The organism is Pseudomonas sp. TE12508, from assembly GCF_056279485.1.
In genome coordinates, this window is record NZ_JBWCCN010000018.1 from 117,350 (window position 1) to 143,429 (window position 26,080).

The following is a 26,080-nucleotide window of genomic DNA, read 5'->3' on the forward strand; positions in this document are numbered from 1 at the left end:
GATGTCATTTGGTCATTGGTTATCTGCGCGGCATAATGCCCGCCGCCTACATCTTTGCAGAGTCTAGGGAGCTAGCTTGTCTACGCCTGTCGAACCCTTGCGTTTGCTGTTACTGGCCGAAGAGCCAGCGTGGGCAGCGTTGTTGCGCGAGTGTCTGGCTCCGATGGGGAGTTCGACTGTGCTGCTCAGCGCGCCGAGCTGGGAGTCGGTCAGCAACCTGTTCGATGACAACCGCAGCGCGGTGTTGTTGACGATTCCCGCTCTGCAGCCAGCACCCGGCCGTTGCAACCTGCCGACGGTGTTGCTGCTCGAACACGAGCCGCTGGCGCCGCCCGACGGTGTGAGCGACTGGCTGGTGCGCGATCTGCTGGATCCCGGCATGCTGCGCCGCTGCCTGCGCCATGTGCGTGAACGCGGCGTGCTGGAAAACACCTTGCAGCGCCTGGCCGAGCAGGACCCGTTGACCGGTATCGCCAACCGTCAGGGTTTCCAGACCTTGCTGGCGGCGCGCCTGGCCGAAAACGATGGTCGGGGCCTGGCCCTCGGTCACCTCGACCTCGACAATTTTCGACACGCCAACGACGCGCTCGGCCATCAGGCTGGCGATCGGCTGATCCTGCAAGTGGTCTCGCGGCTGAAAAGCCAACTGGAGGCCAGCGATCAACTGGCGCGGCTGGGTAGCGATGAATTTGCCCTGCTGATCGACACCCGCCGCGCCCCTCAGCGCGCCGAATGGATGGCCGAACGCATTACCGAAGCCCTGTCCGAACCCTATTGGATCGACGGCGAAAGCCTGTTGATCGGTTCCAGCCTCGGCATCGCTCACGCACGAGCGCAGGCCGGCGCCGACCCGTTGATGTGGCACGCGCACATCGCCATGCAACAGGCCAAGAGCACTCAGGGCTGCACCTTTCACATCTTCAACGAACGGATCAATCGCAATGCCCGCAGCATCGCCGACCTCGAAAGCGAGCTGCGCCGGGCCTTGCGCCGCGATGAGCTGGAGTTGCATTACCAGCCTCGTCTGAACCTTGAGGACGGCCAGATCGTCGGCCTCGAAGCATTGGTTCGCTGGCGTCATGGCGAACGCGGCTTGTTGCCCCCCAGCGAATTCGTGCCATTGGCCGAGCAAAGCGGCTTGATCGTGCCGCTGGGTTACTGGGTGATTTCCCGGGCCTTGCGGGACATGCAGGCGTTGCGCGAACGAGGTCTGCCAGCGCTACACATGGCGATCAACCTGTCGTTCCGGCAGTTTCAGGACAGCCAGTTGCTGACGACCCTGAGCCGGCTGATTGCCGAGCGAGGCGTCGAGGCGCAATGGCTGGAATTCGAACTGACGGAAACCGCGGTGATGCGTCGCAGCGATCTGGTCAAGCAGACCATGGACGCCCTGGGGCGTTTGGGCGTGCGCTTCTCGCTGGATGATTTCGGCACCGGATTCTCTTCGTTCGTGCACCTCAACAGCCTGCCGATTGCGTTGTTGAAGGTCGACAAGAGCTTTGTCGGCGGCATGGAAGAGCGGGAAGAGAATCGCAAACTGGTCCACGCGATGATCAACCTGGCACACAACCTCAACCTCGAAGTGGTCGCCGAAGGCGTGGAAACGCCGGAACAACTGGATTTGTTGCGCGGGTTTGGTTGCGATCAGGTGCAGGGGTATCTGATCAGCAAGCCGTTGCCGTTGGCGGAACTGGTTGAGTACCTGACGTTCGGCAGCAGTCAGCAGCCCGCACTGGAAGTCGTGGTTTAAACACGGACAAATGTGGGAGCGGGCTTGCTCGCGAAAGCGGTGTATCAGTCAACGTAGATGTCGACTGACACACCGCTTTAGAGAGCAAGCCCGCTCCCACAGGGGATCTCAATCTGGCTGGGCGATTTGGAAACTCGCCCCTGACGACGGCTCCCGCCGAATCATCCGTTTCATCTTCCACTCAAACGCCAGCGTCAGGCTCACCGCCGCACACGCCAACCCCAGCGCCAGCCCCCACCAGACCCCCGTTGGCCCCCAATTCAAATGGAAGGCCATCCACCAGGCGGCCGGTGCGCCAATCAGCCAATAGCAACCCAAACCCACCAGGAACGTGGTCTTGGCATCCTTGAGCCCGCGGATGCAGCCCATGGCGATGGTTTGCGTGCCGTCAAACAGCTCGAACCATGCCGCCACCGCCAACAGGCTCACGGCCAGGTTGATGACTTCGCGGAACGCCGGGTCGTTGTGGTCCAGGAACAAGCCGATCAACTGATGCGGCAGCAGCCAGAAGACCATCGCAAAACCCAGCATTGCCGCCGCACCAAAGGCGATCCCGACCCGTCCGGCCAGCCGCGCATCAAGCAATTGCCCGGCGCCGTAATGTTGGCCGATGCGCATGGTGATCGCGTAGGAAAGCCCCGCCGGAATCATGAACGCCACCGAAACGATTTGCAGGGCGATCTGGTGCGCCGCCAGTTGCGTACTGCCCATGGTGCCCATGCACAGCGCGGCGAAGGCGAATAGACCGACTTCCACCGCATAGGTGCCGCCAATCGGCAGGCCCAGGCGCCACAGTTCCTTTAAGTACTGACGGTTGGGCCGCGACAGACCCTGGCGCAATGGATACGCGTCGTAGGCCGGATGCCGACGAATATGCAGCGCGAGCGCCAGCGCCATCAGGTTGGCAACGATCGCCGTGACCAGGCCGATGCCCACCAGACCCATTTTCGGCAGACCGAACATGCCGGTGATCAACGCATAGTTGAGCAGGAAGTTGGCCACGGTGCCGGCGAGGCTGATGACCATCACCGGTGTCGCCCGGCCGATGGCGCTGGTGAAACCACGCAGCGCCATGAAGCTCAGGTAGCCAGGCAGGGCGAACGGCAGGATCAACAGAAACTGGCCGGCAGCCTGGACGTTAGTTTCGGTCTGGCCGAACAGCAGCAACACCGGTTTGAGGTTCCACAGCAGCAAACCCGCCACCAGCGCCATCAACCAGGCCAGCCACAACCCGGCCTGGGTCAGCCGCGCCGCGCCGATGATGTCGCCGGCGCCCTGACGGATCGCCACCAGGGTGCCGACCGCCGCGATCACACCGATGCAGAAGATCGACACGAACGAATACGTCGCCGCGCCCAGGCCGCCGCCGGCCAACGCCTCGGGGCTCAGGCGCGCCATCATCAACGTGTCGGTGAGGACCATCAACATGTGCGCCAACTGCGAGGCAATCAACGGCCCCGCCAGCCGCAGAATGGCCCAGAGTTCACTACGCGCTGGATGCTGCATGGTCATCACGCTCGATTGTCAGAGAGAACAGGAAGCGTCGATTCTCGGCGCTCTGCGGGGTTTGCACAAAGGGATAAAAAGGATGGGTGGCATGATTAAAACTCATGCTGGGGAGTTTCTGATAAGTTGGTGCAATCGCGCTATAGGAGCTTTCCTGATGTCTCGTCGTCTTCCTCCCTTGTATGCCCTTCGAGCATTCGAAGCGGCGGCGCGGCATAGCTCGTTTACCCGCGCCGCCGAAGAACTGTCGATCACGCAAAGTGCGGTCAGTCGGCACATTCGTACGCTCGAAGAGCATTTCGCCTGTCGGCTGTTTCATCGCAGCGGGCGCAACCTGCAACTGACCGAATCGGCGCGGCTGATCCTGCCCGGCATTCGCGAAGGCTTCACCGCCCTCGAACGGGCTTGCAATACCTTGCGTGCCGAGGACGACATCCTGCGCATGAAAGCCCCGTCGACCCTGACCATGCGCTGGCTGTTGGCGCGGCTCAGTCGTTTTCGGCACCTGCGACCGGGGAACGAGGTGCAATTGACCAGCGCCTGGATGGACATCGATACGGTGGACTTCAACCATGAACCCTTCGACTGCGCCGTCATTCTCAGCAACGGGCATTTTCCCCCAGACTGGGAGGCGACTTTCCTGTTCCCCGAAGAGCTGATTCCGGTGGGCGCGCCGAATCTTCTGAAGGATCAACCATGGGACGTTGCGCGCCTGGCCAGTACCGAGTTGCTGCACCCGACGCCGGACCGCCGCGACTGGCGCAACTGGCTGGAGCGCATGGGCCTGACCGATCAAGTCTCGCTCAAGGGCGGGCAGGTCTTCGACACGCTGGAGCTGGGCATGATCGCCGCTGCCCGAGGTTACGGCGTGTCCATGGGCGATTTGCTGATGGTGGCGGAGGATGTCGCACAGGGACGTCTGAGTCTGCCGTGGCCGACGGCCGTTGCCAGTGGTGAGAATTATTACCTGGTCTGGCCGAAAACCCGCCCCGGCGGCGAACGTTTGCGCCGCCTCAGCGATTTCCTGCAAGGCGAGGTCCGGGCCATGGAATTACCGGATGTCGAACGCCTGGGCTGAATCGATGGAGCCGCCGCAATGGCGGCCTTGAGCCATATCCCCGTTAATTACTCAAGTATTCAGCTTTGCCGCCGAAAATCTGCTGATAGGACCTTCGTGCAGGTTCCATGTTTTTCCCACAATCAGAAATTTTGCCGAGTGTGCGATGGGATCAGAATGATCCGGCCACTGGGTCAGGAGCTGTCATGTCTCAACCTCGTGCTCGGATTGCCTCACAGCTGGGTCTTGCGCTTGCCGTGATTCTGGCGATTGTCATCAGTGGCAGTACCGTGTTCGCCCTGCGCTCGCTGGACACCGCGAACCTCGCCACCCGCGAAGAGCATCTGGCCAGTGAGGCCCGCTTGCTTGCCGATCAGTTGAGCACCTTTCACGGCACTTTGCGTGAAAGCACCCAGCGCCTGGCCGGCCTGTTCGAGAAGCGCTTCAGCGCCGGTTTGAGCGTGCACCCGGATGAGCCGGTGACCGTGGCGGGTGTGCAGACCCCGGGCCTGCACTTGGGCAGTGAAGTGTTGAACAACAACTTTGCGGAAGTCGACGAGTTCAAGCAGATGACCGCTGGTGTTGCGACCGTGTTCGTACGCAGCGGAGAAGAGTTCATTCGGGTCAGCACGAATGTCACCAAACAAGACGGCAGCCGTGCCATTGGCACTCTGCTCGACCACGCGAACCCGGCTTACGCCCGTTTGATGGCGGGGCAGAGTTATGTGGGGCGAGCGTTGCTGTTCGAACGCTTCTACATGTCGCAGTACACCCCCGTACGTGACAGCAGCGGTAAGGTCATTGCCGTGCTGTATGTAGGATTCGATTACACCGACGCGCAGAACGCACAGTTCTCCAACCTCAAACGCTTCCGCATCGGCCAGACCGGTTCCCTGGCGTTGCTGGATGAACAAGGTAAATGGCTGGTGCCGATTGCCGGGGTGCAAGCGCTGGATCAAGCGGTCCCGAGCATTGTCGGTCTGGCCAAGACACCGGGTAAAGGCGACTTCTGGAACGACAAGTCGCAAGACTTTTACAGTGTTGCCGTGCCATTCGACGGCGGGCCGTGGTCGGTGGTGGCGAGCATGCCGAAAACCGAAATCCGCGCGGTGACCTGGAGCGTCGGCATTCAATTGGCGATCGGCAGCCTGCTGGCGATGTTGCTGGCAGTCGGTTCGGCGGTCTGGTTGCTGCGCAGCAAACTGGCGCCACTGGGTGATCTGGTGCGTCAGGCCGAAGCCTTGGGCGCCGGTGATTTGAGTGTGCGCCTGAACGTGTCGAGCAATGACGAAATCGGCCAACTTGCCCGCGCCTTCAACCAGATGAGCCAGGCTCTGTCGACCATGGTCGAGCACATCCGTAAAGCCTCGGGAGAGGTCAACAGCCGTGCCCAGGCGTTGTCCGGTTTGTCCGGTGGCGCCTATGAAGGGATGGAGCAGCAGTCTGGCGAAATCACCAGCATGGCCGGCGCCGTAGAAGAATTCAGCGCCACCTCGTTGAACATCGCCGACAACATGGGCAACACCCAGCGACTGGCGCAGGAAAACGCACAGCAAACCCAGATCGGTCGTACGTCGATGGACGAAGCGTCCTCATCCCTGGAGCAAATCGCCGGTGCATTGAACAGCACCGCGACGGTGATCAATACCTTGGGCCAGCGCTCCCAGGAAATCGGCGGCATTGTCGGGGTGATTACCGCGATCGCCGAGCAAACCAATCTGCTGGCGCTCAACGCCGCCATCGAAGCCGCCCGCGCTGGTGAGCAGGGCCGCGGGTTTGCGGTGGTGGCCGATGAGGTGCGCAACCTGGCCTCGCGTACGCGCCAGGCCACTGATGAAATTTCCGGGATGATCCAAAGCATCCAGCAGGAAACCGGCAACGCCATCAGCACCATGGAGCAGGGCAACGTGCTGATGCAGGAAGGCCTGTCGCGCAACGCCAACGTCGCTTCGGCACTGGCGCGGATCGATGAACAAAGCCGCTCGGCCGGTCAGCAATTCGCCGCCATCACTACCGCGACCCAGGAACAAAGCAGCACCGCGACCTTGCTCAGCAGCAATCTGCAAAGCATCGCTTTGGCGAACAGTGAACAGCGCGAAGTGGTGTCGAACCTGGCTGTGACTGCCAAAGAGCTGGAGAAGCTGGCGGCGGACTTGCGGCATGAGGTTGACCGGTTTCGTTGAGTCGCCTCTGAAATCCCTTCGCGAGCAAGCCCGCTCCCACTGTAGATCTGCGGTGAACACACTATGTGTGAACACCCGAGATCAAATGTGGGAGCGGGCTTGCTCGCGAAGGGATCGACCCCCAATTCAAGGATTTGTCCCAAATCTGCGGATCAATTCCTCTCTAGTCGTCTTCCTTGGCATTTAGCACCAGTGTCTCGATTTTTATGCTTGCTGAAACGTTTCTTCAAGTCTATAAAATTGGCACAACTCCAAGAAAGGCTGCTGCCATGACCCCGCTCAAACTCTTCGTTGCTCTCAGCGCACTGTCCGCTGCTTCCCAAGCCATGGCTTGGGACTACGTCCTGCTCGACACCGACAAAGCCGCCCAGAACTGGCAGATCACCAGCCAGCAACTCGGTGTGAAAACCGACAAACCCTTCTCCGTGACCCTGCGCACCTTGCACGGCGGTCGGCAGGAGGGTGTCAGCATCGTCGACATTGATAACGGCACAATGAAACTCTCGGTGGTACCGACTCGTGGCATGAACGTCCTGCAGGCCTCGGTCGGCGATGTGCGCATGGGCTGGGATTCGCCGGTCAAGGAAGTGGTCAACCCGTCCTTCATCGAACTCAACGGCCGTGGTGGCCTGGGCTGGCTGGAAGGTTTCAACGAACTGGTCACCCGCTGCGGCTACGAATGGGTCGGCCACCCCGGCGTCGACAATGGTGAACTGCTGACCCTGCACGGTCGCGCCGCCAACATTCCCGCGAACAAAGTCACCCTGCACATTGATGAAAAACCGCCGTACGCCATCACCCTGCGCGGCGAGCTGAAAGAACAGGCGTTCAAGAAAGTCGATTTCTCCGTCGCGACCGAACTGGTCACCGAACCCGGCAGCGTAGCGTTCGCCCTCAACGACACACTGACCAACAATGGCGACTATCCGAAGGAATACCAGGCGCTGTATCACAGCAACTTCAGCACCCCATTCCTGGAGCAGGGCGCCCGCTTCGCCGCGCCGGTGAAGCAAGTTTCGCCATTCAACGACAAAGCCAAAGGCGATTTGCCGGACTGGCAAACCTACCGCGCACCGACCAAGGACTACGACGAAACGGTTTACAACGTGGTGCCGTATGCCGATGCCAAGGGCGATACGCTGACCGTGCTGCATAACAAGGCCGGCAGCCTGGGGGTTTCGGTCGGCTTCAATACTCAAACACTGCCCGTGTTCTCCCTGTGGAAAAACACCGATACCCAGGGGCAGGGCTATGTCACGGGGCTTGAGCCGGGGACGAGTTTTTCCTACAACCGACGGTATCAGCGGCCACTGAACCTGGTGCCGACGATTGGGCCGAAAGAACAGAAGCAGTTCGGGATCAGCTACAGCTTGTTGGCGGATAAGGCGGCTGTGGATAAGGCGTTGAAGCGGGTGAGCGAGATTCAGGGTGGGCGGGAGACTGAGGTGCGGCAGACGCCGTTGGTTGATCTGACCAAGGGGTGACGCCGGCTAGAGTGTTGTCGGCCGATACTGCAGCGCTTCGGCCAAGTGCTCGCGGGTGATGCCATCGACTTGCTCAAGGTCTGCCAAGGTGCGAGCAACCTTGAGCAGTCGATGGGCCGCTCGCGCAAGCTCTCCCAAAAGGAAGGAGAGTATTAATTTCGCGGGTAAGAACGCCGGTTCTGGATGTGTTTGATTGCAAGTACAACATCCATCAAACCGGCGTTCTTGTTTCTGTGTTTCCCGGGATTGCGTAAAGAGTCCTGTTTGCCCGGTAGAGCCTGGGCCCTACACCTGGGCGGTTGTTTTGGCGGGTTCGCCGTCGATCACTTCGTTGTAGGGGGCTTGTTCACGATCACGCAATCCGTAGTCACGAATCACCGAGGTCACACGTACACGGTAGTCATCGAAAATTTTGTCGCGGCCCGCTTTTTGCGCCGACAGGTGTGCGGTCACGTTGCGCCACTGCACCACGGCTTCCTCATCACGCCAGGTAGTGACCGACATAACTTTCTTGGGGTTCAGCGTGCTTTGAAAACACTCGACCGAAATAAAGCCATCCATGGGTTCGAGCATCGGCGTCAGCTTGTTTACCAGGTCAACGTAGGTCTCGCCTTGACCTGGCAGTGCCTGCAACTCAAACAAAACTACGATCATTTTTGACTCCTCATCCTTGCATTTATAGGTATAAAAAAACGTACTTCTTGCCCACCAAAACGTGAAAACCCTGGTTTGGGTGATGATGAGAAGGCGTACCGACAAGGCCCTCTCCACCTTCCTTGGTTCCTCTGGGGTCATATTGGTCAAGATGACTTACAGGCCGATTTATACGGTGGAAATGGAGTGATCTGCTAGTCCGGTTGCCGGTAGCAAAGCAGACCACTTTCAGGCCGTAGCGTGGTTATCCAGGCTACTCAGCCAATCACCAAGTACCGCGTGTGCCGCACGGGCCAGCCGATTGCCGACGGCAGCAGCAGCGTCACGCAGTTCGCAAGGAGTGATACCGGCCTGCGCCAATTCGCTGGCATGACCGACCAGCCATTGTTCGAGCTTGTGCACATCGGCTTCCAGGTGAAATTGCAGGCCGAGGACGTTGCGGCCCACCGCAAACGCCTGATGGGCGCCGACAGCGGTACTGGCCAAATGCACGCCACCTTCAGGAATATCGAACTGGTCGCCGTGCCAGTGCAGCACGGGCGTGTCTCCGAGTTTGGCCAGCACCGAATCCTGCCCCGCCGGGGTCAGGGTCAGTGGCGAAAAGCCGATTTCCTTAATGCCCAGCGGATATACCCTGGCGCCCAGGGCGCGAGCGATCAGTTGCGCGCCCAGACAGATACCCAATATGGGTTTGTTGGACTGCAAGCGCTGACGCACCAGCTCCATCTCATCTTCAAGAAACGGATACAGCTGTTCGTCATAGGCGCCAACGGGACCACCGAGCACGATCAGCAAATCGGCCTGTTGCACCTGAGCGCTGTCCAGTGTGTCGAGGGTGGGGTCGAGGTAACGCAGCTCATACCCCTGCTCGGCGATTACGGTATCGAGGGTGCCAACGTCCTCGAAGTGAATGTGGCGCAGTGCAATTGCGGTTTTCATGGAAAAACTCACTTGTGAAAGAAGCAGGAGAGATGATTCAAGCCGGTGGGTTCAGGCCTACCTTGATCGCCCCGGACTGGGGGAAGGTGCAACATGCCAGCGCATATCCTTCGTCCTTATCCTGATCACTGAGGCAGAAGTCCGGCTCGAGGGTGTACTCACCGTCCGACACCTTGATCCGGCAGTTGCCGCAGATACCGGCCCGACACAGGCTGCGCACCGCAATACCGTTGGATTCGAGCATGTCCAGCAGGCTCTTGCCTGCGGGCACTTCAATTACCTGATCGCTATCCGTCAGGTGCAATCGCACGGAGCCTGGCGCCTGGGTATTTGTCTGCTCTGTCGCTACAGGTGCCGCTGGGGGGGTGAATGACTCGATGAGAAGCTTGCTTGCGGGAAACATCGCCTGGGTATGCTCGCGCAAGCCTTGGGCAAAGCGATGGCTGCCGCAAATCACCACGGTTTCTGGCGTTCCCAGAAGGCTCAAGTCTTTGGCACCAGGACGGCCCGACGTAAAATGCCCGTTGCTCTTGACTGTCTCGCGGGTGACAAACACCTGCAAGGCGAACCAGGACGTGGTCAACTCCAGCTCCAGCAACTCGTGCAGAAAAGGGATCTCGGCAATGGTCGGCACACATAGCAGCAACGCGACCCTGGGTACCGACAACCCGCGACGCGAACGCTCGTGCAACCCGCGCAGCAAGGCAATCGGCAGGGTGATACCAATGCCGCCTGCGAGCATGCCCACCTGTTGACAGCCGACGATCGACGCCAAGGAAATCTCCCCAGCCACAAATTGTAGTGGTGCTATCGAGCCTTCCTGCAAGGTGGCATGCAGATGGTCCGACACCCCGCCGCGGCCTTCGCGCTTGACCGCGATTTCGAACAGATCTGCACTTTTTTTGCGGGTGATCGAATACAGCCGCTGGTGCTGAGTGCCTGCCGTGTCCGGGTACTGCAGGGCCACATGTTTGCCTGGCTCCAGGCTGTTGAGAAACTCGGCATGGGCGCCCTGCGCACGCAACGTGAATACCTTCACGCCCGTCGTTTCAGTGATTACGCGCTCGCAGCGCGCCTGAAGGGTGATGTCGTTCATGCGCGGGCCTTTTCGCGTAAGGTTTCAAGGGCGTCATCAGCACTGCCAAGGCCGTTGCCGGTCAGTCCGATGCGGTTGATCAGAGCTTCGACCGAGCTGGTGTAGACGCTGATCTCGTTGCTATCGCCCACGTCATGCAGGATGTCTCTGGCATGGGGAAACGCCAACATCGAAAATACCGTGGACCACGCACCCATTTCATTGTTGGCGAACATCTGGACGGTCTTCAGAATGACCGAGCGCAGATACTCACGTTCTTTGCGGCTCAGGCCATGAACGATGTCGGAGGCGACGAAGCTGAAGACACTGGAATGGCTCCATTCATCCATGGCATGGGTGCGCGTGACTTCATGGCAGATTGACTGGATGATATCGTCTTCAGCCATGGTCTTTAGGTAGTCGGTGATCAAAGTCTCACTGGCGCACGCGATACCGAAGCGCGTCAGGCGGCGCTCCCACTCGGCATTGCAGTTGGTCAGAAGACCTTCACGCCAGGTGACCAGGTTGAAGTCGCGAAAGTCCAGTGGCGTGAGTGCGCGCATGTCGTAGATATAGTTGCAGGCCATGATCGACATGCGCGTGTGCAGCGCCTCGTCCAGCAGTGCCTGAGACATCACATCCTGCAGCAGTGCGCGGTTCTGGCTCGCAGGCGGCGTCTTGATAATGTCTTCGCAGGCGGGCACCACCACATCGCATTCGATGTAGATGGTCTTGAGGTTATAGATTCCCCAGGCATAGGAGAGACACTTGGATTGAAGCTTTTCAGGGGCTTCCTGCCATGCCTGGTGATGACGGAAAGGCAGCAGGGAGACACTGAAATCCTGCTTGGCCGGGTTGAAGGCAAGGTTCCAATAGTCCGGTTGGTCATTGTTTACGGCGGCGCGGGTTTTCCAGAGTCCGGATAACTTCGCCAGCATGTTTTGAACCACGTCATCGGTTCCACAGTTCAAACAGTCCATGTTTTAGCTCCAATTGTTCAGGCTATTTTTTAGGTGTTAACGCGACAGTCATTGCTTGATCGTCACCCACCACTGCAAATCCTCGCACCGTAAGGGAGCAGGTGATCTGCATGGATTTTTATCCGCTCTCATTCCGGGTCGGATGCAAGAAGTAACGGCGGTAGTGGTGAGACGATGCCGGCAGGCAGCCGCCCTTCAAGTTTGCTGTAAAAATGCCGCAGAGGCCTTGCCCCAAGTCATCTAAAGGCCACAAGCAGTGGCGTCGCTTTTCTGAGTCTTGCCAGGTACCACTCCTGCATCAGAGTCAGCACGACGGTAAGGCTCATGAATGACACGCTGGCCCAGAAGATGGCTGTGGGGTGTCCTTGGTCCAGCATCCAACCGAAGCCGACGGGGCCGATTGCACCACCGATGTTGAAACCGGTGGAGACGATGCCGAAGGTTTTGCCTTCAGCCCCCTTGGGTGATGCCGCCCGCACCAGCATGTCGCGCGACGGTGCGATCAACCCTGTCAGAAACCCTACGGTGCCAAGAGCGATGATCAATACCAGCCCGCTCAAGCTGGCCGTGGCGATGATGGCCATCAACACGGCAGCCAATGCAAAAGCGATGGCGGCAACCACTCCATGACGCTGGGTGCGATCGGCCAGCGCACCGCCGGCCAGTACGCCGAAGGCGCTGGCAAACAGGAACGCCGTCAGCGCCGAGTTGGCCCAGGGCAACGTTGCACCTTGCCCTTGCATCAGGGCCGCGACAGAGAATTTTTCAACCGCGCTGGTGCTTAAGTTCAACAATACGAACAGCAAGGTCAGGCTCAGGATCATCGGCGAGAGCAGTGACAACAGTCGGGTGTCGGCGATGTTGAGTTCAGGCTTGAGGGAGCGGCGCACCCGGGCAACTCGTGCCAGCCCCGAACCGGGTATCAACAACAGCCCCAGCGCGACAAAACCCACCAGCGCGGCGCCAACGAATGCCAGGCCCGGATCGCTTGCGGTGGCAATCCCCAACAGAAACACCGGCGCAATGGCGGCGCCCAGAAATCCGGCAAAGGTATGGACAGAGAACGCCTTGCCAATGTGGGCAGGATTGATCTCTTGAGACAGCAACGCATAGTTGGCTGGGTGATAGACGGCGTTGGCAACCCCTGCCACCGCCATGGCAATCAGCAAAAAGCTGTAGCTCGAGAACAGTGCGATCAGCAGGAAACTGATGCTGCCCAAGGCAACCCCGGCGATCAGCAAACGCCTGGCCCCGTAATGATCGACAGCAAAGCCCATGGGGGCCTGCACCAGTGCCGTGACGATATTGAAGATGCTCAGGGCCAGGCCCAGCTCCACATAACCCACGCCAAAAAAATCCGGCAGCAGGGGAAACAGGGCCGCCAACACCATGATGTGCAAATGACTGACAAAGTGCGCCGTTGCTACCTGCGGAAGCAGTCCGATATGAACAATCGACATGGCTAAACCTGTTCTATGAGCCTCAACGCTCTGGCAAGAAGATCCGGCTAAGTCACCTGCTGGCAGTAGAAAAATACAGGGCAGGGCCGGGTCGGCGCAGATCTTAAGCACGCCATGGTCTTGCGTGGTAGTCCATTGCTGGCAAGGCAACCAGACCACTTTAAAAGGGCCCGGGGGGCCCGTGCGTTTTCGCCCAAGGTATATGCACTCAGGCCGCATCGCACAGAAGTGGTCTGTAGAACTTGCATGAAATGGTATGTCTTGTCAGTCCATTAGCCGATAGGGTAGTCGCCAATTGATAAGCCCGCAGGCAGGTGCTGCTTGTTATTTAGCGTTCACCGACAGGAGTAAAAATGCCGCACTTCGCTCATATGGACGGGCACGTACTGCCGGTTGTCGGTGGCGTTAATTTGCCCCAGGCAGACCGGGATGTCTGGCGCGCAATCGACACCGAACGCCTGCGTCAGATGCACTCGATCGAGCTGATAGCCGCCGAGAATTTCGTCAGCCGCGCAGTGCTCGAGGCTCAGGGATCGGTATTGACCAACAAGCACGCCGAGGGTTATCCGGGGCGTCGCTACTACGCCGGTTGCCGCAATGTCGATGCGATTGAAGACATCGCCATCGAGCGAGCAAAGCGGCTGTTCAAGTGTGCTTACGCCAACCTGCAGCCCCATTCGGGTAGTCAGGCGAACCAGGCGGTATTCCTGGCATTGTTGGCTCCGGGCGACAAGATCCTGGGGCTTGACCTCAAGGCTGGCGGGCATCTGTCACATGGCGCCACGTTCAACATGTCCGGACGATGGTTCCAGGCCCTGAGTTATGGAGTGCATCCAGTTACCCATCGAGTAGACATGGACCAAGTCGAGCGGATAGCCCGGCAAGAGCGTCCCCGGCTGATGATCGTCGGCGCCTCGGCCTACTCGCGCACGCTGGACTTTGCCCGGTTTCGAAGCATTGCAGACGAGGTGGGCGCGTTCCTGATGGCTGACATCGGCCATGTCGCCGGCCTGGTCGCCGGGGGCGCCTATCCATCACCGATACCGTTCGCCCACGTCACCACGACCACCACGCACACCACGCTGCGCGGGCCACGCGGCGGGATGATCCTGTGCAACGAGCAAGCTATTGCGCAGAAAATCAACACGGCGGTGTTTCCCGGCCTGCAATGCGCTCCGCTGATGCACATCATTGCGGCAAAAGCGGTCGCTCTGGGTGAGGCGCTGGAGCCCTCTTTCAGCACTTATGCTCACGCAGTCGTCGCCAATGCACAGGTCCTGTGTGGCCGACTTGCCGAAGGTGGATTGTCGATTGTTTCGGGGGGCACCGACTGTCATCTGGGCGTCATTGACCTGCGGCCTTGGGGCCTTGCGGGCAATGTCGCCGAGCACGCCCTGGAACAGATTGGCATCACCGTGAACAAAAACACCGTGCCCAACGATGAGGCCAAGCCCACAGTGACCTCTGGCATTCGCCTGGGCAGTGCGGCCTGCACGTCGCGCGGCATGGGTACCGAGGAATTCCAGGAAATCGGCGACATGATCCTCGCCTTACTCGGCGGGGTGCGTAGCGGAACCATCGACAGCCGCACGGAGATGTCCATTCGTGAAGGCGTTGCCGACCTGACCAAGCGTTTCAGACTGCCTTATTAACCTCCCTCTGCTTTTTTGCTTGAAAAGGAATTCCAATGCCAGACATCAACCAGGCCCGCCGCTTTAGGGGAGCGGGAACCCCAAGGCTCAGGCTGCTCAACGCGGCCATGGTCGAGCCCTTGTACCGGCACCTTGAAGTGAACTTTGTCGCCTGCCCCAAAGGGATGAAGCGCGCGCGGATTGCCGCTGAGGCACAACGCCTGTTGATGAACTATGCCTTGGGCCACTAGCCGCTTGACGCTGCTCTACCTGGTTTTCAGCGCATTGGCCAAGCGCAGCATGGCGGCTTCGATTTCATAAGCGGTCAAGGACGAGTAACCCAATAACCAACCTTGTTTCTTCTGATCGCCGGCGTACAACCGGCTGAGGCCGGAAAGCTGCACGCCCGCGCTGGCTGCCTGGCGGATGGTTTTTCCCTCCGACCAGCCATCATGCAGCAGGCAGGGAATTTGCAGCCCGCCCTGGGGGCGCAAGGCGGTAACGATGCCGTCCAAGTGCTTGCCAATGGCGTCGAGCATGATGGATTGGCGCCCGGCATAGAGCTTGCGCATGGCCCGGACATGGGCGTTGTAATGGCCGTCTTCCATAAAGCGTGCAAGGGTCAGTTGCAGGATTTGGGGCGTATGGCCGTCCATCATGCTGCGCGCGTAGGTGAAGGCTTTGATCAACTCGTGGGGCAAGACCATGTAGCCCATTCGCAACCCGGGGTAGAGGGTCTTGCTGAAGGTGCCGAGGTAGAGGGTGCGCTGGTACTTGTCGAGGCCCTGCACGCAGGCGGTCGGTTGCCCGTCGTAATGAAACTCGCTGTCGTAGTCATCTTCGAGGATCCACTTGCCCTTCTCTGCGGCCCAGTTGATCAGCTCGAGCCGGCGTTCCAGCGGCAAGGTCGCGCCGGTGGGGTATTGATGAGAAGGCGTGACATAGACGCAGTTGGCGCCGCTGCGATCGGCGTACAGCAGGTCGGTGCGTATGCCCAGTTCATCGACATCGATGGGCAGAACCTTGGTCTCGGCGGTTTCAAAGGCTTTCCTGGCACCAAAATAACCCGGGTTTTCCAGCAGGATCGGTTTGCCGGCGTCCACCAACAACTGCGCACACAGAAAGAGGGCTTGGCGAGTGCTGCTCAGCACCAGGATCTGGTCTGCGGAGCACTTGGCCCCACGCTCGAGGTTCAAGTAGGTGGCGATGGCCTTGCGCAGCGGCTCGGCACCTTGCGGGTCGCCGTGCAACAGCACGTTGGCGCGATAGTCCTTCATCACCTGGCGTTGCAGGCGCTCCCAGACATCGGTGGGGAAAGTGCGGGTTTCCGGCAGGCCGGTCGCAAACGCTTTGATCACCTGCTGATCGGTCACGCCGCCACTGTCGAAGATCATCCGCCCGCGCTGGCTCAATCCCGCCCCCGGTGCCGCCTGGTTGCCTTTGACCTCTTGCGCCTTGATGCGTCGGCGCGCTGCGCCGCGCAAGTCGGTACCCAGCGTTTCACAGACATAACTGCCAGCCCCCTCGCGCCGCACGATAAACCCGTCGCGGTGCAGTTGCACATAGGCGTTCTCAACGGTATCGCGGGCAATCCCCAGTGACTTGGCCAAGACCCGAGTCGCAGGCAGCTTCAAGCCTGGGTCAAGGGCGCCCTCGAGGATCAATGCACGCAATGCGCGTTGAATCCGCTGGTGCAGGTCCAACAGCTGAAACTCGACATCGTTGAGGCGCATTTTGAGCGTTTCCAGTTCGAACGTTCTAGCCATGCGGTCTGCCTTGATTGAATAAATTGGCCTGTAGTAGCAGGCCATCCTATCCGTAGAATCCGCCCCTCGCCACTGCCTTTGCGCTCGGCGAGCACGTGCATTGCGAGCAATTTTGAACAGGGGTTACTCAGCTATGGCCAGGTCACACAACTTCAGCGCAGGCCCGACTGCGTTGCCGATGGAAGTACTTCGGCAAGCGCACGAGGAATTTTTTGACTTCGCAGGTACGGGCATGTCGGTGATGGAAATCAGCCATCGCTCCGAGGTGTTCATGGAGGTTGCCTACCAGGCCGAACACGACCTGCGGGAAATTCTGCAGGTGCCCGGCGAGTACAAGGTGCTGTTTATGCAAGGGGGGGCCTCACTGCAATTTGCCCAGGTGCCGATGAACCTGTTGGGAGATAAGCGCACGGCGGACTATCTGCATACCGGCCTCTGGTCAGGCAAGGCCATTGAGGCCGCCCGGCGCTACTGCGACGTTCGCATCGTCGCCAGCAGCAAGGCGTCTGGTTTTGATCGCATCCCCGATGTGTCGGACTGGAACCTCAACCCGAACGCGGCCTACCTGCACTACACCGAGAACGAAACCGTACACGGCGTGCAATTCGTCGAGGCACCTGATGGCTTGGCGCCTTTGGTGTGCGATGCCTGTTCAAGCCTGCTTTCCAAGCCGATTGACATGGCTAAACATGGCCTTGTGTATGCCGCCGCGCAAAAAAACATGGGAGTAGCCGGGCTGACGGTGGTCATCGTCGAACCGGCGTTGCTGGATGCCGCGCAGACGTTCACCCCCGACATACTCAGCTATGCGCACATCACCGACGCCCAGTCGATGCTCAACACCCCAGCGACCTTTCCTTGGTACCTCACCGGCCTGACGCTCAAATGGATTAAGCGCAGCGGCGGCCTCGATGCCCTTCACCGGCTTAATCAGGCCAAGGCCGAGTTGCTGTATCGCACCCTCGACGACAGTGATGGTTTTTACCGCAACAGCGTGCAAGCGCCGTTTCGTTCGATCAATAACGTGCCATTCGTGCTCGCCGATGCAGCGCTGGAAAAGACCTTTGTGCAACGGGCCGAACAGGCCGGTCTCAACGGGCTGAAGGGGCATGCCTCGGTCGGCGGGCTGCGAGCCAGCCTCTATAACGCGGTCACGCTGCAGGCGGTCGAGGCATTGAGTGACTTCATGAAGAATTTTGCCCGCGTGTATGGCTGAGGCAGGGATCGCTTTCAGTCACTGCAAGCGGTCTGGTAAGTGGTCTGGCCTTCTACGAGAAAGTGTAGGGGCAAAACATGCCATTTCAGCGCTATAAATCCCCTTACCCGGGGCCAACACCTCGTTTTGCAAGGAGCAAAGCAATCATGTCTTCTTCAGCATCCCCATCGCCCCTGCGTTTACGCGATCTTGTGCATCCGATCGTCGCCGGGCTGATTTCAGTCATCGTCAACTATGGCGGCACGTTCATCCTGGTTTTTCAGGCCGCCAAAGTCGCCGGGCTCAGCCCCGAGATGACGGCGTCGTGGGTATGGTCGGTGTCAATTGGCGTGGGTATTACCGGGCTGTTTCTCAGTTGGGTGAGTCGTGAGCCGATCATCACTGCCTGGTCGACACCCGCCGCGGCCTTTTTGGTCGTCGCGCTGTCTACTACGCCCTACGCCGAGGCAGTAGGTGCGTACATCATTTCAGCCGCCGCCTTCGTGCTGCTGGGTTTGTCCGGCTGCTTCGAAAAAGTCATCCGACTGATTCCGCCGGGTGTGGCTGCCGGGCTGCTGGCCGGTATCTTGCTGCAGTTCGGTATCGGCGCATTTGGTGGCATGAGTCTTGACCCGGTGTTGGTCGGGTTGCTGATTGCCGCTTACGTTTTGCTCAAGCGCTTTACCGCGCGCTACGCGGTGGTGGGCATTCTGGTGCTGGGGCTGGCGTATCTTCTGACGCAGGGCCGTGTAGAACTGTCGGGGCTGGCGCTGCAATTCGCGGCACCTGTATTCACCCAGCCCGAGTTTTCGATCAATGCGCTGCTCAGCGTGGCGCTGCCGCTGTTCCTGATCACCCTCACCGGCCAGTACATGCCGGGCATGCTGGTACTGCGCAACGATGGCTTCAGTACCAGTGCTAACCCTATCCTGACTGTCACAGGGCTGGGCTCGCTGCTGATGGCACCCTTCGGTTCCCACGCCTTCAACGTCGCGGCGATCACGGCGGCCATCTGCACAGGCAAGGAAGCCTCGGAGGATCCGTCCAAGCGCTGGGTCGCCGGGGTTGCCGCGGGATTGTTCTACATCCTCGTAGGGATTTTCGGGGTGACCCTCGCCGCAGTGTTCATGGCGTTCCCGCCCACCTTCATTACGACGCTGGCCGGGCTGGCCCTGCTCGGCACTATCGGCGCCAGCCTGGCCAGTGCCATGGCTGACGTCAAAACCCGCGAAGCCTCGCTGATCACCTTTCTGGCGTGCGCCGCAAACATCACCTTGCTGGGGATCGGTGGGGCGTTTTGGGGATTGCTGATCGGTCTGGCGGCCTACGCCTTACTCAATGGGCGCTTGCCGCGTCGCGAGGCGGTGGTCATTCCGGCTGCCGACGCTGTTGTGACGACTAAAGGAGCCACCCACTGATGCTCGATCAATTGGAAGAAACCGTCACCCTGCACGAGCGTCATGGCCGTTACCCACAGCCCACCAGCGTCGAGGACTTTCGCCGCAACCTGGCAGCCGTGCAGCAGCGAATCGCCAATGCCTGTCAGCGGGTCGGACGTGATCCGGCGAGTGTGCGTCTACTGCCGGTCAGCAAAACCTTTGACGAAGCACATCTGCGTCTGGCCTACGCCGCCGGCTGCCGGCTACTGGGTGAGAACAAAGTGCAGGAAGCGCAGCGCAAATCGCAGGCCATGGCCGATCTGGCCGATCTGCGATGGTCGGTTATCGGCCACCTGCAAACCAACAAGGCCAAGCAGGTGGCGCGTTTTGCCAGTGAGTTTCAGGCGCTGGACAGCCTGCGAGTGGCCGAGGCTCTGGATCGTCGCCTGCACATCGAGGGGCGCCAACTGGATGTGTTCGTTCAGGTCAATACCTCCGGCGAAGCCAGCAAATACGGCTTGGCGCCCGAAGCCGTCGCAGACTTTTTGTACGCCCTGCCGGCGTTCTCGGCGTTACGGGTGCGTGGTTTGATGACGCTGGCGCTGTTTTCGGCCGACGTGGTCCGTGTCCGCCCTTGCTTTGTACGGCTGCGCGAACTGCGCGAGCGCTTGCGCCAGCACGCCCCGGCGGGCGTCGGGCTGGAGGAACTGTCCATGGGCATGTCTGGTGACTTCGAAATCGCCATTGAAGAAGGGGCGACCGTGGTGCGTGTCGGTCAGGCCATCTTCGGCGCACGTGCCATGCCGGATGCCTACTACTGGCCGACCGCGGATACCCATCCGGAAAGTGATGAGTAGTCGTCGCTACACCCTCCTAACATCTTGATCCAGCTCTACAGGAAGCCATCCGATGACCTCTGCACCTTCGTACCTCATGCACAACTATGCTCGTCAGCCGGTCTCCTTCAGTCGAGGCCAAGGAGCATCTCTGTGGGACATGCACGGGGTCGAATACCTGGACGCAATCGCCGGTGTGGCGGTGACCAGTCTCGGGCATGCCAACCCCGAAATTGCCGCCGCCATTGCCGAGCAAGCGGGCCAGTTACTGCACACCACCAACATGTTTCGCATCGAATGGCAGGAGCAGTTGAGTGAGCGCTTGTGCGTCTTGTCGGGCATGCAACGTGCCTTTTTTTGCAACTCGGGGGCTGAAGCCAACGAAGCGGCGCTCAAGTTGGCCCGACTCCACGCCAACGCCAGGCACGTGGCACAGCCACAAGTGCTTGTGATGGAAAACAGCTTTCACGGTCGCACTCTGGCCACCCTCGCGGCCACCGGGAACCCGGCCGTGCAGCGTGGCTTTGAGCCTTTGATGCCAGGCTTTCTACGGGTGCCTTACGACAACATCGAGGCGATCCGCGAGGTGGCGGCGCAATCACCCAACATCGTCGCGGTATTGGTCGAGCCCGTGCAGGGTGAGGGTGGTGTGCATGCCGCATCCACCGGCTATCTGCGGGCTCTGCGGCAACTGTGCGACGAGCACGATTGGCTGATGATGATCGATGAAGTGCAAACCGGGATGGGCCGCACCGGCGCCTGGTTTGGCTTCCAACACGCGGGAATAGTGCCGGATGTCATTACGTTGGCCAAGGCACTGGGCAATGGCTTTCCCATTGGCGCATGCCTGGCTCGGGGCAAGGCCGCTGAACTGTTTTCCCCGGGCCATCATGCCTCCACTTTCGGCGGTAATCCCCTGGCCTGCCGCGTGGGATGCACGGTACTCGACATCATGGAGCGCGATCACATCCCGCAGCGCGCAGCCACATCGGGCCGTCGGCTGCTGGCTGCGCTGCAGGAGGCGCTGGGCAATCACAGCGAGGTCGTTTCCATTCGCGGCCTGGGCCTGATGGTCGGTATCGAACTGAACCGTCAGTGTGCCGAACTAGTCGGCCGGGCGCGGGATGAACAACGCCTGCTGATAACAGTGACTCGCGGCACCACCCTCCGATTGCTGCCGCCGTTGATCTGTGAGGACTCGCAGATCGATGACATCGCAGCGCGTGTTACTCGGCTCTTCTCGTAAACCGGCTTACTTTCCCAACCAAGGACCCCTTCATATGTACGACTCAACGCTGACCCTTAAAGCATTCGACGCCGAGCTGTGTGAGGCGATTCATAACGAAGAACATCGTCAGGAAGACCACGTCGAACTGATCGCTTCCGAAAATTACGCCAGCCCTCTGGTGATGAAAATCCAGAGCACCGTGCTCACCAATAAATATGCCGAAGGCTATCCAGGCAAGCGCTACTACAGCGGCTGCGAATATGTCGATGTGGCCGAGCGCCTGGCCATCGAGCGGGTCAAGGCCCTGTTCAACTGCGACTACGCCAACGTGCAGCCGCATGCGGGTGCACAGGCGAACGCCGCGGTATTCCTGGCGTTGATCAATCCCGGCGATACGGTGATGGGCATGAACCTGGCCCAAGGTGGCCACCTGACCCACGGCAACCCTTCAAACTTCTCGGGCCGTCATTACAAGATCGTTCCTTATGGCCTTGACCCGGAGACGGGCTTTCTTGACTACGACGAGATGGAACGTATCGCCCTGGAAACCCGGCCGAAGATGCTGATCGGTGGTTTTTCCGCCTACTCCCGGTACAAAGACTGGGCGCGCATGCGGGCGATTGCCGACAAGGTCGGAGCCATTTTCTGGGTCGACATGGCCCACGTCGCAGGGTTGGTCGCCGCAGGAGAATACCCGGACCCATTGCCGCACGCCCATGTGGTCACCAGCACCACGCACAAGACCCTGCGGGGCCCACGGGGTGGCTTGATTTTGTCCAAGGGGCAAGATGAAGCATTCTACAAAAAACTCGATTCTGCGGTATTCCCGGGTGTTCAGGGCGGCCCATTGATGCACCAGATCGCCGCCAAAGCCGTCGCTTTCAAGGAAGCACTGAGGCCCGAGTTCAAAACCTATCAGACCCAAGTGGTGATCAACGCCCGGGCCATGGCGGCTGTGCTGCAAGAGCGGGGTTACAAGATCGTCTCCGGTGGCACCGATAATCACATGATGCTAATCGACCTGTCCGACAGGCCCTATACCGGCAAGGAAGCCGATGCGGCTCTGAGCAATGCCTACATCACCGCTAACAAGAACTCGGTGCCCAACGACCCGCGCTCACCGTTCGTGACTTCCGGGCTGCGCATCGGTACCCCAGCCATCACTACCCGTGGTTTCGGCGTGATCGAATGTAAACAATTGGCGGGCTGGTTGTGCGACGTACTGGACGCCCTGGAAAACGGCGACAGCGAAAGGGTCGGGCACCACGTGCGCGAACAGGTGGTGGAGCTCTGCCGCCGTCATCCTGTCTATCGTTAACCCTGTTACTCCGGGCTATTACCAGGCTGATGTCCATCATTGGGCGAAAAACCAGGCGCGCGGCAAGGCGCCTGGGACGAACGGGTGTATCCGATGCCAACCTGTTGCGTCTCTAGCTGGGGGCTGATGGCCGATATTGCAGTGCTTCGGCGACGTGGCTGCGACTGATAGCGTCTACTTGTTCCAGATCCGCCAAGGTGCGGGCGACTTTCAGTAGGCGGTGAGCAGCACGAAGCGAAAGGGTTAGTCGCTCGCAGGCGCTTTCCAGCCAGCCTTCATCTGCTTTGGATAACGCGCAATGCTGGCGTAGACCTGGCAGGTCGAGAAAGGCGTTGGCGCAGCCCTGACGCTGCTGCTGACGCTCCCGGGCCTGGGCGACCAGGGCAGAAGCGCTGGCCGTGTCGTCACCGGCCTTGATCGGGTTCAGCGCCGTGCTTTCCCGGGCTACGGTCAAATGCAGGTCGATGCGGTCAAGCAGTGGCCCCGAGAGTTTGTTGCGGTAACGCTGGACCATGTCCGGTGTACAACTGCATTTACCACTGGGCTCGCCAAGATATCCACAGGGGCAAGGATTCATCGCCGCGACCAGTTGAAAGCGCGCCGGGAAGCGTACGCGGTCCTTGGCGCGGGAAATCACGATGTGGCCGGATTCCAGTGGCTCTCTCAATACCTCCAATACCTTGCGATCAAATTCCGGGAGTTCATCGAGGAACAGCACGCCATGGTGGGCGAGGGTGATTTCGCCGGGTTGCGGTTTTGAGCCGCCGCCTACCAGTGCCGGGCCTGAAGCGGAGTGGTGTGGCTGTCGGAAGGGGCGCGGTGGCCAATGACTCAACGGCACACAACTGGCGACGGATTGAATCGCCGCGACTTCCAGCGCTTCACTCTCGGCCAGTGGCGGTAACAGCCCCGGCAGACGACTCGCCAACAACGTTTTCCCCGTCCCCGGCGGACCGCTGAACAAAAGGTTATGAGCACCCGCCGCCGCAATCAGCAACGCGCGCTTGGCCGCAAGTTGCCCCTGAACTTCGTTCAAGTCTGGATAGGGTTTGCTGGCGTAGAGCAAACCGTTGGAAGCGTAGGGGGCGATGGGCGTGTGGCCATTGAAATGCGCGACCGCTTCCAGCAAATGATCCACCGCAATCACCTTCAACCCCGAAGCCAGGCATGCCTCCTCGGCATTCGCCCGCGGCACCACCAACGTGCGCCCGGCCTTGCGCGCTGCCAGCGCTGCCGGCAACACCCCACGAACCGCCCGCACCGCGCCCGACAGCGCCAGCTCTCCCAGGCACTCCACATCATCCAGCGTCAACGTCGGCACTTGCACGCTGGCCGAGAGAATCCCCAGGGCAATCGCCAGATCGAACCGTCCGCCGTCCTTCGGTAAGTCGGCAGGGGCGAGATTCAAGGTGATGCGCCGTGCCGGAAATTGCAGGCCGGAATTGATGATCGCGCTGCGCACCCGGTCTTTGCTTTCCTTCACGGCGGCTTCGGGCAAACCGACCATTGTCAGTGACGGCAACCCGTTGGCCAGGTGGACTTCTACGGTAACGGCGGGCGCTTCCACGCCAACCTGGGCGCGGCTGTGGACGATGGAGAGGGACATGGTCGTTCCTTGAGCTGTACAGGGACCGCTTCCTGCGGTTTTTGAAGGGTAGTAGGGGGAGGGGGATTTGGTGGGATGTTTGGGGCGACAAACTTTCACTGGATGTTGCGAATCCCCATGCACGCCAATTACGAGGCGAAAAAAAACCGCCATTAAGGCGGTTTCTTCAAAATAATCCTCAAGCTCTTCCACCAGCGAGCAGGCCGCTAGGCTCAAGTTCTTTTCCGTAAGCTGCTGCGACCTCAAGAAACCGACGTTGATTGGCCGACACATTGCCGGCTAGACGGATTGCTTCGGCGTGAAACTCAACAATTTGTAGCAGCTTGGCCTTTCGCTTTTTGGGGCTCATACAAACCTCGTGTGTTTGGATGCATGTGTTGATGTTATTGGCCGTCCAGGTAAATGACAAGGCGGCCGGTCTGGTCGAAAACAAATCCGAGTTGTTGATAGTAAAAAACAACATTCGGATCAGGATCCTGTATCTCGATCTCTTTGCATCCCAGCATCCGTGCATATACATCTGTAACTGATAGCGCCATAGGGGCGATCCAGCCGCGTAGCGGATGCATTTTGTCCGGGTGGCCCTGCAAAAGGATGACCTTGACACAGATTGTGCTTCTTCGCGGAGTCGCATAGCACAACCCACATAGCTTCTGCTCATACCAAATCGCTAAATCCAAGCCTTTATCATCTTTGCACTTCCAGTCCTGAATCTTATCCCATGGGTAAATTGCTGCTCCTTCCCATAGGTGGCATGCATCAATAGCGGCAGAGGTAATCGGGTCGAACTTCAATGCTGATTCGTCGAATTTTGAAGCTTGAGGAGCGATGTCCTTAACAAACATTTTGTATGCGAGCTTTCGCGCGTTCGATCTAAAAGTCTGGTTGCGAAGTTCAGTTCTTTTCCCATTTCTTCTCATCGCTTTTGTTCTGGTTGAATCAAGGCGAGAGAAGGTATCGAAGACGGGGATGTCTACGTAATCAGGTGCAGGGGACAGTGGTTGTAGGACGGTACTTACGTGAGTGAAGGACGTTGGAACCAACGGACTATCCATAGGCTGGCGCAGAAAATGGCTACTGCAATGATTTACGTGGCCATAGAGATTCGGGAGTTCTCTGAGGCAGCAGCGTACTCAAAAGGACTGCAGCATCCGCGAAGCCCTTTTCCACCAAGACCCCACCGCCGGGCGTGTTGCCTGTTCCCGATCAGCCAGCAGCTGCGGCACATCCTGCAACCGAATCCACGGCTGGTTGTTCCAGTGCAGCAAACTCAATGACATCTGCGGCCAATTCAGCAGGCTCAGAAAAGGGCGCTCTGTTGAGGCGGGTTGTTGGGCGTCTCTGAGGGCTGGCACTACGTCGTGGGTCAGCCATTCGCGCAGGCCTCGGTATTCGGGGCAGTAGTGGTAAACCAGTAACGCGTAGACGCCGGATTCGCTGATCAGCAGAGTGTTTTCGATGGCTCCGTGGATGAGCATTTGTACGGTTTGGTGTTGGTCGGGATCGAGTTTGCGTAGCGCTCGTTCGTCGAGGAAGAGGCGGAGTAGGCGGCCGAGGTCTCGGGCGCTGAACCAGGCTTGGTTTTCCAGGAGGAGGGCGTGGAGGTGGAGTTTGTGGCGGGTGAAGATGTGGGGAATCAGATAAGCGTCATCGCTATTCATTGATACAGCTCCTTTTGCAAAAGGGGCTGCCGTCAATCGTCGCCAAACGATTGGGTGGCAGCTGTACGCGGGTTGGCGAACCGGAGCAAAAGGAACCCGGCAGACCCGAAGATCTCCCACGCACAACCGCCATGACTCGATGTGGCGGGAATAAGCCCGCCATCGGATGGTCGTCGTGCGCCTTAAGCTTCCGGGTCGCCAAACCCAGTGCTGAACATTCAGCATTGGGTGAGCTTAGAAACCGGGGCTTTGCGACGCAATCGGACGGCGGTGGTTTTCTTGTAGGACGTTGCCGGGGTTATTGAGGGCTTAAAGATCAAAAGATCGCAGCCTTCGGCAGCTCCTACAGAACACATTGAATGATCGTTCCCA

22 protein-coding genes and 1 pseudogene are annotated in these 26,080 nt (G+C 59.5%); 11 read left to right on the forward strand and 12 right to left on the reverse strand.

Annotated elements, in window-relative coordinates; translation table 11 throughout:
- The first annotated feature begins 76 nt into the window (after nt 1-76).
- Nucleotides 77-1,750, forward strand: a complete 1,674-nt coding sequence (locus ACZ9IM_RS23700) for a putative bifunctional diguanylate cyclase/phosphodiesterase (RefSeq protein ID WP_427624075.1) — start codon at nt 77-79, stop codon at nt 1,748-1,750.
- A gap of 108 nt (nt 1,751-1,858) precedes the next feature.
- Here the strand turns inward: ACZ9IM_RS23700 and ACZ9IM_RS23705 are convergent, their stop codons facing one another.
- Entirely contained in the window at nt 1,859-3,256 is a 1,398-nt protein-coding gene (locus ACZ9IM_RS23705; RefSeq protein WP_192345038.1) for a NorM family multidrug efflux MATE transporter, read from the reverse strand.
- 157 nt (nt 3,257-3,413) lie between these two features.
- On the opposite strand from ACZ9IM_RS23705, the gene ACZ9IM_RS23710 reads away from it, so the two are divergent.
- The 3 genes from ACZ9IM_RS23710 (at nt 3,414) to ACZ9IM_RS23720 (ending at nt 7,980) form a co-directional block, all read left to right on the forward strand.
- A complete protein-coding gene (locus ACZ9IM_RS23710; protein ID WP_007894759.1) occupies nt 3,414-4,334 on the forward strand; it encodes a LysR substrate-binding domain-containing protein in 921 nt (306 codons plus the stop codon).
- Nucleotides 4,335-4,519: 185 nt separating this feature from the next.
- Nucleotides 4,520-6,496 (forward strand): methyl-accepting chemotaxis protein, encoded by a 1,977-nt coding sequence (locus ACZ9IM_RS23715; protein WP_476225076.1) that lies wholly within the window; start codon nt 4,520-4,522, stop codon nt 6,494-6,496.
- 269 nt (nt 6,497-6,765) lie between these two features.
- Nucleotides 6,766-7,980, forward strand: a complete 1,215-nt coding sequence (locus ACZ9IM_RS23720) for an aldose 1-epimerase family protein (RefSeq protein WP_427624077.1) — start codon at nt 6,766-6,768, stop codon at nt 7,978-7,980.
- 6 nt (nt 7,981-7,986) lie between these two features.
- Here ACZ9IM_RS23720 and ACZ9IM_RS23725 read toward each other — a convergent pair.
- The 6 genes and pseudogenes from ACZ9IM_RS23725 to ACZ9IM_RS23750 form a co-directional block, all read right to left on the reverse strand.
- A pseudogene (locus ACZ9IM_RS23725) lies at nt 7,987-8,103 on the reverse strand (magnesium chelatase subunit ChlI family protein); the annotation flags it as partial.
- A gap of 162 nt (nt 8,104-8,265) precedes the next feature.
- On the reverse strand, nt 8,266-8,634 hold the full coding sequence (locus ACZ9IM_RS23730) for an antibiotic biosynthesis monooxygenase family protein (RefSeq protein ID WP_427624078.1): 369 nt from the start codon (nt 8,632-8,634) through the stop codon (nt 8,266-8,268).
- Between the two features lie 228 nt (nt 8,635-8,862).
- Nucleotides 8,863-9,573: a glutamine amidotransferase gene (locus ACZ9IM_RS23735; protein ID WP_476225078.1), complete on the reverse strand. Its 711-nt coding sequence runs from the start codon at nt 9,571-9,573 to the stop codon at nt 8,863-8,865.
- A 37-nt stretch (nt 9,574-9,610) separates the two neighbouring features.
- Nucleotides 9,611-10,669, reverse strand: a complete 1,059-nt coding sequence (locus ACZ9IM_RS23740) for a 2Fe-2S iron-sulfur cluster-binding protein (RefSeq protein WP_427624080.1) — start codon at nt 10,667-10,669, stop codon at nt 9,611-9,613.
- Complete coding sequence (locus ACZ9IM_RS23745; protein ID WP_476225079.1) at nt 10,666-11,628, reverse strand: AurF N-oxygenase family protein; 963 nt, start codon at nt 11,626-11,628, stop codon at nt 10,666-10,668. Before ACZ9IM_RS23745 ends, ACZ9IM_RS23740 begins: the two co-directional genes overlap by 4 nt.
- A gap of 236 nt (nt 11,629-11,864) precedes the next feature.
- The gene (locus tag ACZ9IM_RS23750) at nt 11,865-13,088 is read right to left on the reverse strand and encodes an MFS transporter (RefSeq protein ID WP_476225080.1); all 1,224 of its coding nucleotides are present in this window, start codon (nt 13,086-13,088) and stop codon (nt 11,865-11,867) included.
- A 371-nt stretch (nt 13,089-13,459) separates the two neighbouring features.
- On the opposite strand from ACZ9IM_RS23750, the gene ACZ9IM_RS23755 reads away from it, so the two are divergent.
- Together ACZ9IM_RS23755 and ACZ9IM_RS23760 are read left to right on the forward strand one after the other, a co-directional pair.
- Nucleotides 13,460-14,740 (forward strand): serine hydroxymethyltransferase, encoded by a 1,281-nt coding sequence (locus ACZ9IM_RS23755; RefSeq protein ID WP_476225104.1) that lies wholly within the window; start codon nt 13,460-13,462, stop codon nt 14,738-14,740.
- A 35-nt stretch (nt 14,741-14,775) separates the two neighbouring features.
- A complete protein-coding gene (locus ACZ9IM_RS23760) occupies nt 14,776-14,970 on the forward strand; it encodes a hypothetical protein (protein WP_476225081.1) in 195 nt (64 codons plus the stop codon).
- A 15-nt stretch (nt 14,971-14,985) separates the two neighbouring features.
- On the opposite strand, the gene pdxR is transcribed toward ACZ9IM_RS23760, so the two are convergent.
- Nucleotides 14,986-16,485: a MocR-like pyridoxine biosynthesis transcription factor PdxR gene (gene pdxR, locus ACZ9IM_RS23765; protein ID WP_427624083.1), complete on the reverse strand. Its 1,500-nt coding sequence runs from the start codon at nt 16,483-16,485 to the stop codon at nt 14,986-14,988.
- 133 nt (nt 16,486-16,618) lie between these two features.
- On the opposite strand from pdxR, the gene serC reads away from it, so the two are divergent.
- From serC to glyA, 5 genes are all read left to right on the forward strand, one after another.
- Nucleotides 16,619-17,701 (forward strand): 3-phosphoserine/phosphohydroxythreonine transaminase, encoded by a 1,083-nt coding sequence (serC, locus tag ACZ9IM_RS23770; RefSeq protein ID WP_476225082.1) that lies wholly within the window; start codon nt 16,619-16,621, stop codon nt 17,699-17,701.
- 146 nt (nt 17,702-17,847) lie between these two features.
- Nucleotides 17,848-19,098, forward strand: a complete 1,251-nt coding sequence (locus tag ACZ9IM_RS23775) for a benzoate/H(+) symporter BenE family transporter (protein WP_427624085.1) — start codon at nt 17,848-17,850, stop codon at nt 19,096-19,098.
- Complete coding sequence (locus ACZ9IM_RS23780) at nt 19,098-19,916, forward strand: YggS family pyridoxal phosphate-dependent enzyme (protein ID WP_427624087.1); 819 nt, start codon at nt 19,098-19,100, stop codon at nt 19,914-19,916. The genes ACZ9IM_RS23775 and ACZ9IM_RS23780 overlap by 1 nt, the downstream gene beginning before the upstream one ends.
- A gap of 52 nt (nt 19,917-19,968) precedes the next feature.
- Complete coding sequence (locus ACZ9IM_RS23785; protein ID WP_427624088.1) at nt 19,969-21,141, forward strand: aspartate aminotransferase family protein; 1,173 nt, start codon at nt 19,969-19,971, stop codon at nt 21,139-21,141.
- Nucleotides 21,142-21,175: 34 nt separating this feature from the next.
- Nucleotides 21,176-22,441 (forward strand): serine hydroxymethyltransferase, encoded by a 1,266-nt coding sequence (gene glyA / locus ACZ9IM_RS23790; protein WP_427624089.1) that lies wholly within the window; start codon nt 21,176-21,178, stop codon nt 22,439-22,441.
- 112 nt (nt 22,442-22,553) lie between these two features.
- Here glyA and ACZ9IM_RS23795 read toward each other — a convergent pair whose 3' ends face one another.
- The 4 genes from ACZ9IM_RS23795 to ACZ9IM_RS23810 all read right to left on the reverse strand — a co-directional run bounded on the left by ACZ9IM_RS23795 (nt 22,554) and on the right by ACZ9IM_RS23810 (nt 25,708).
- Nucleotides 22,554-24,047 carry a YifB family Mg chelatase-like AAA ATPase gene (locus tag ACZ9IM_RS23795; protein ID WP_476225083.1) on the reverse strand — a complete coding sequence of 498 codons (1,494 nt, stop codon included), beginning with the start codon at nt 24,045-24,047 and terminating at the stop codon, nt 22,554-22,556.
- Between the two features lie 178 nt (nt 24,048-24,225).
- On the reverse strand, nt 24,226-24,396 hold the full coding sequence (locus tag ACZ9IM_RS23800; protein ID WP_427624090.1) for a hypothetical protein: 171 nt from the start codon (nt 24,394-24,396) through the stop codon (nt 24,226-24,228).
- A 34-nt stretch (nt 24,397-24,430) separates the two neighbouring features.
- Entirely contained in the window at nt 24,431-24,892 is a 462-nt protein-coding gene (locus tag ACZ9IM_RS23805) for an N-acetyltransferase (protein ID WP_427624091.1), read from the reverse strand.
- 288 nt (nt 24,893-25,180) lie between these two features.
- A complete protein-coding gene (locus ACZ9IM_RS23810) occupies nt 25,181-25,708 on the reverse strand; it encodes a BRO-N domain-containing protein (protein ID WP_476225084.1) in 528 nt (175 codons plus the stop codon).
- Between the last annotated feature and the right edge of the window lie 372 nt (nt 25,709-26,080).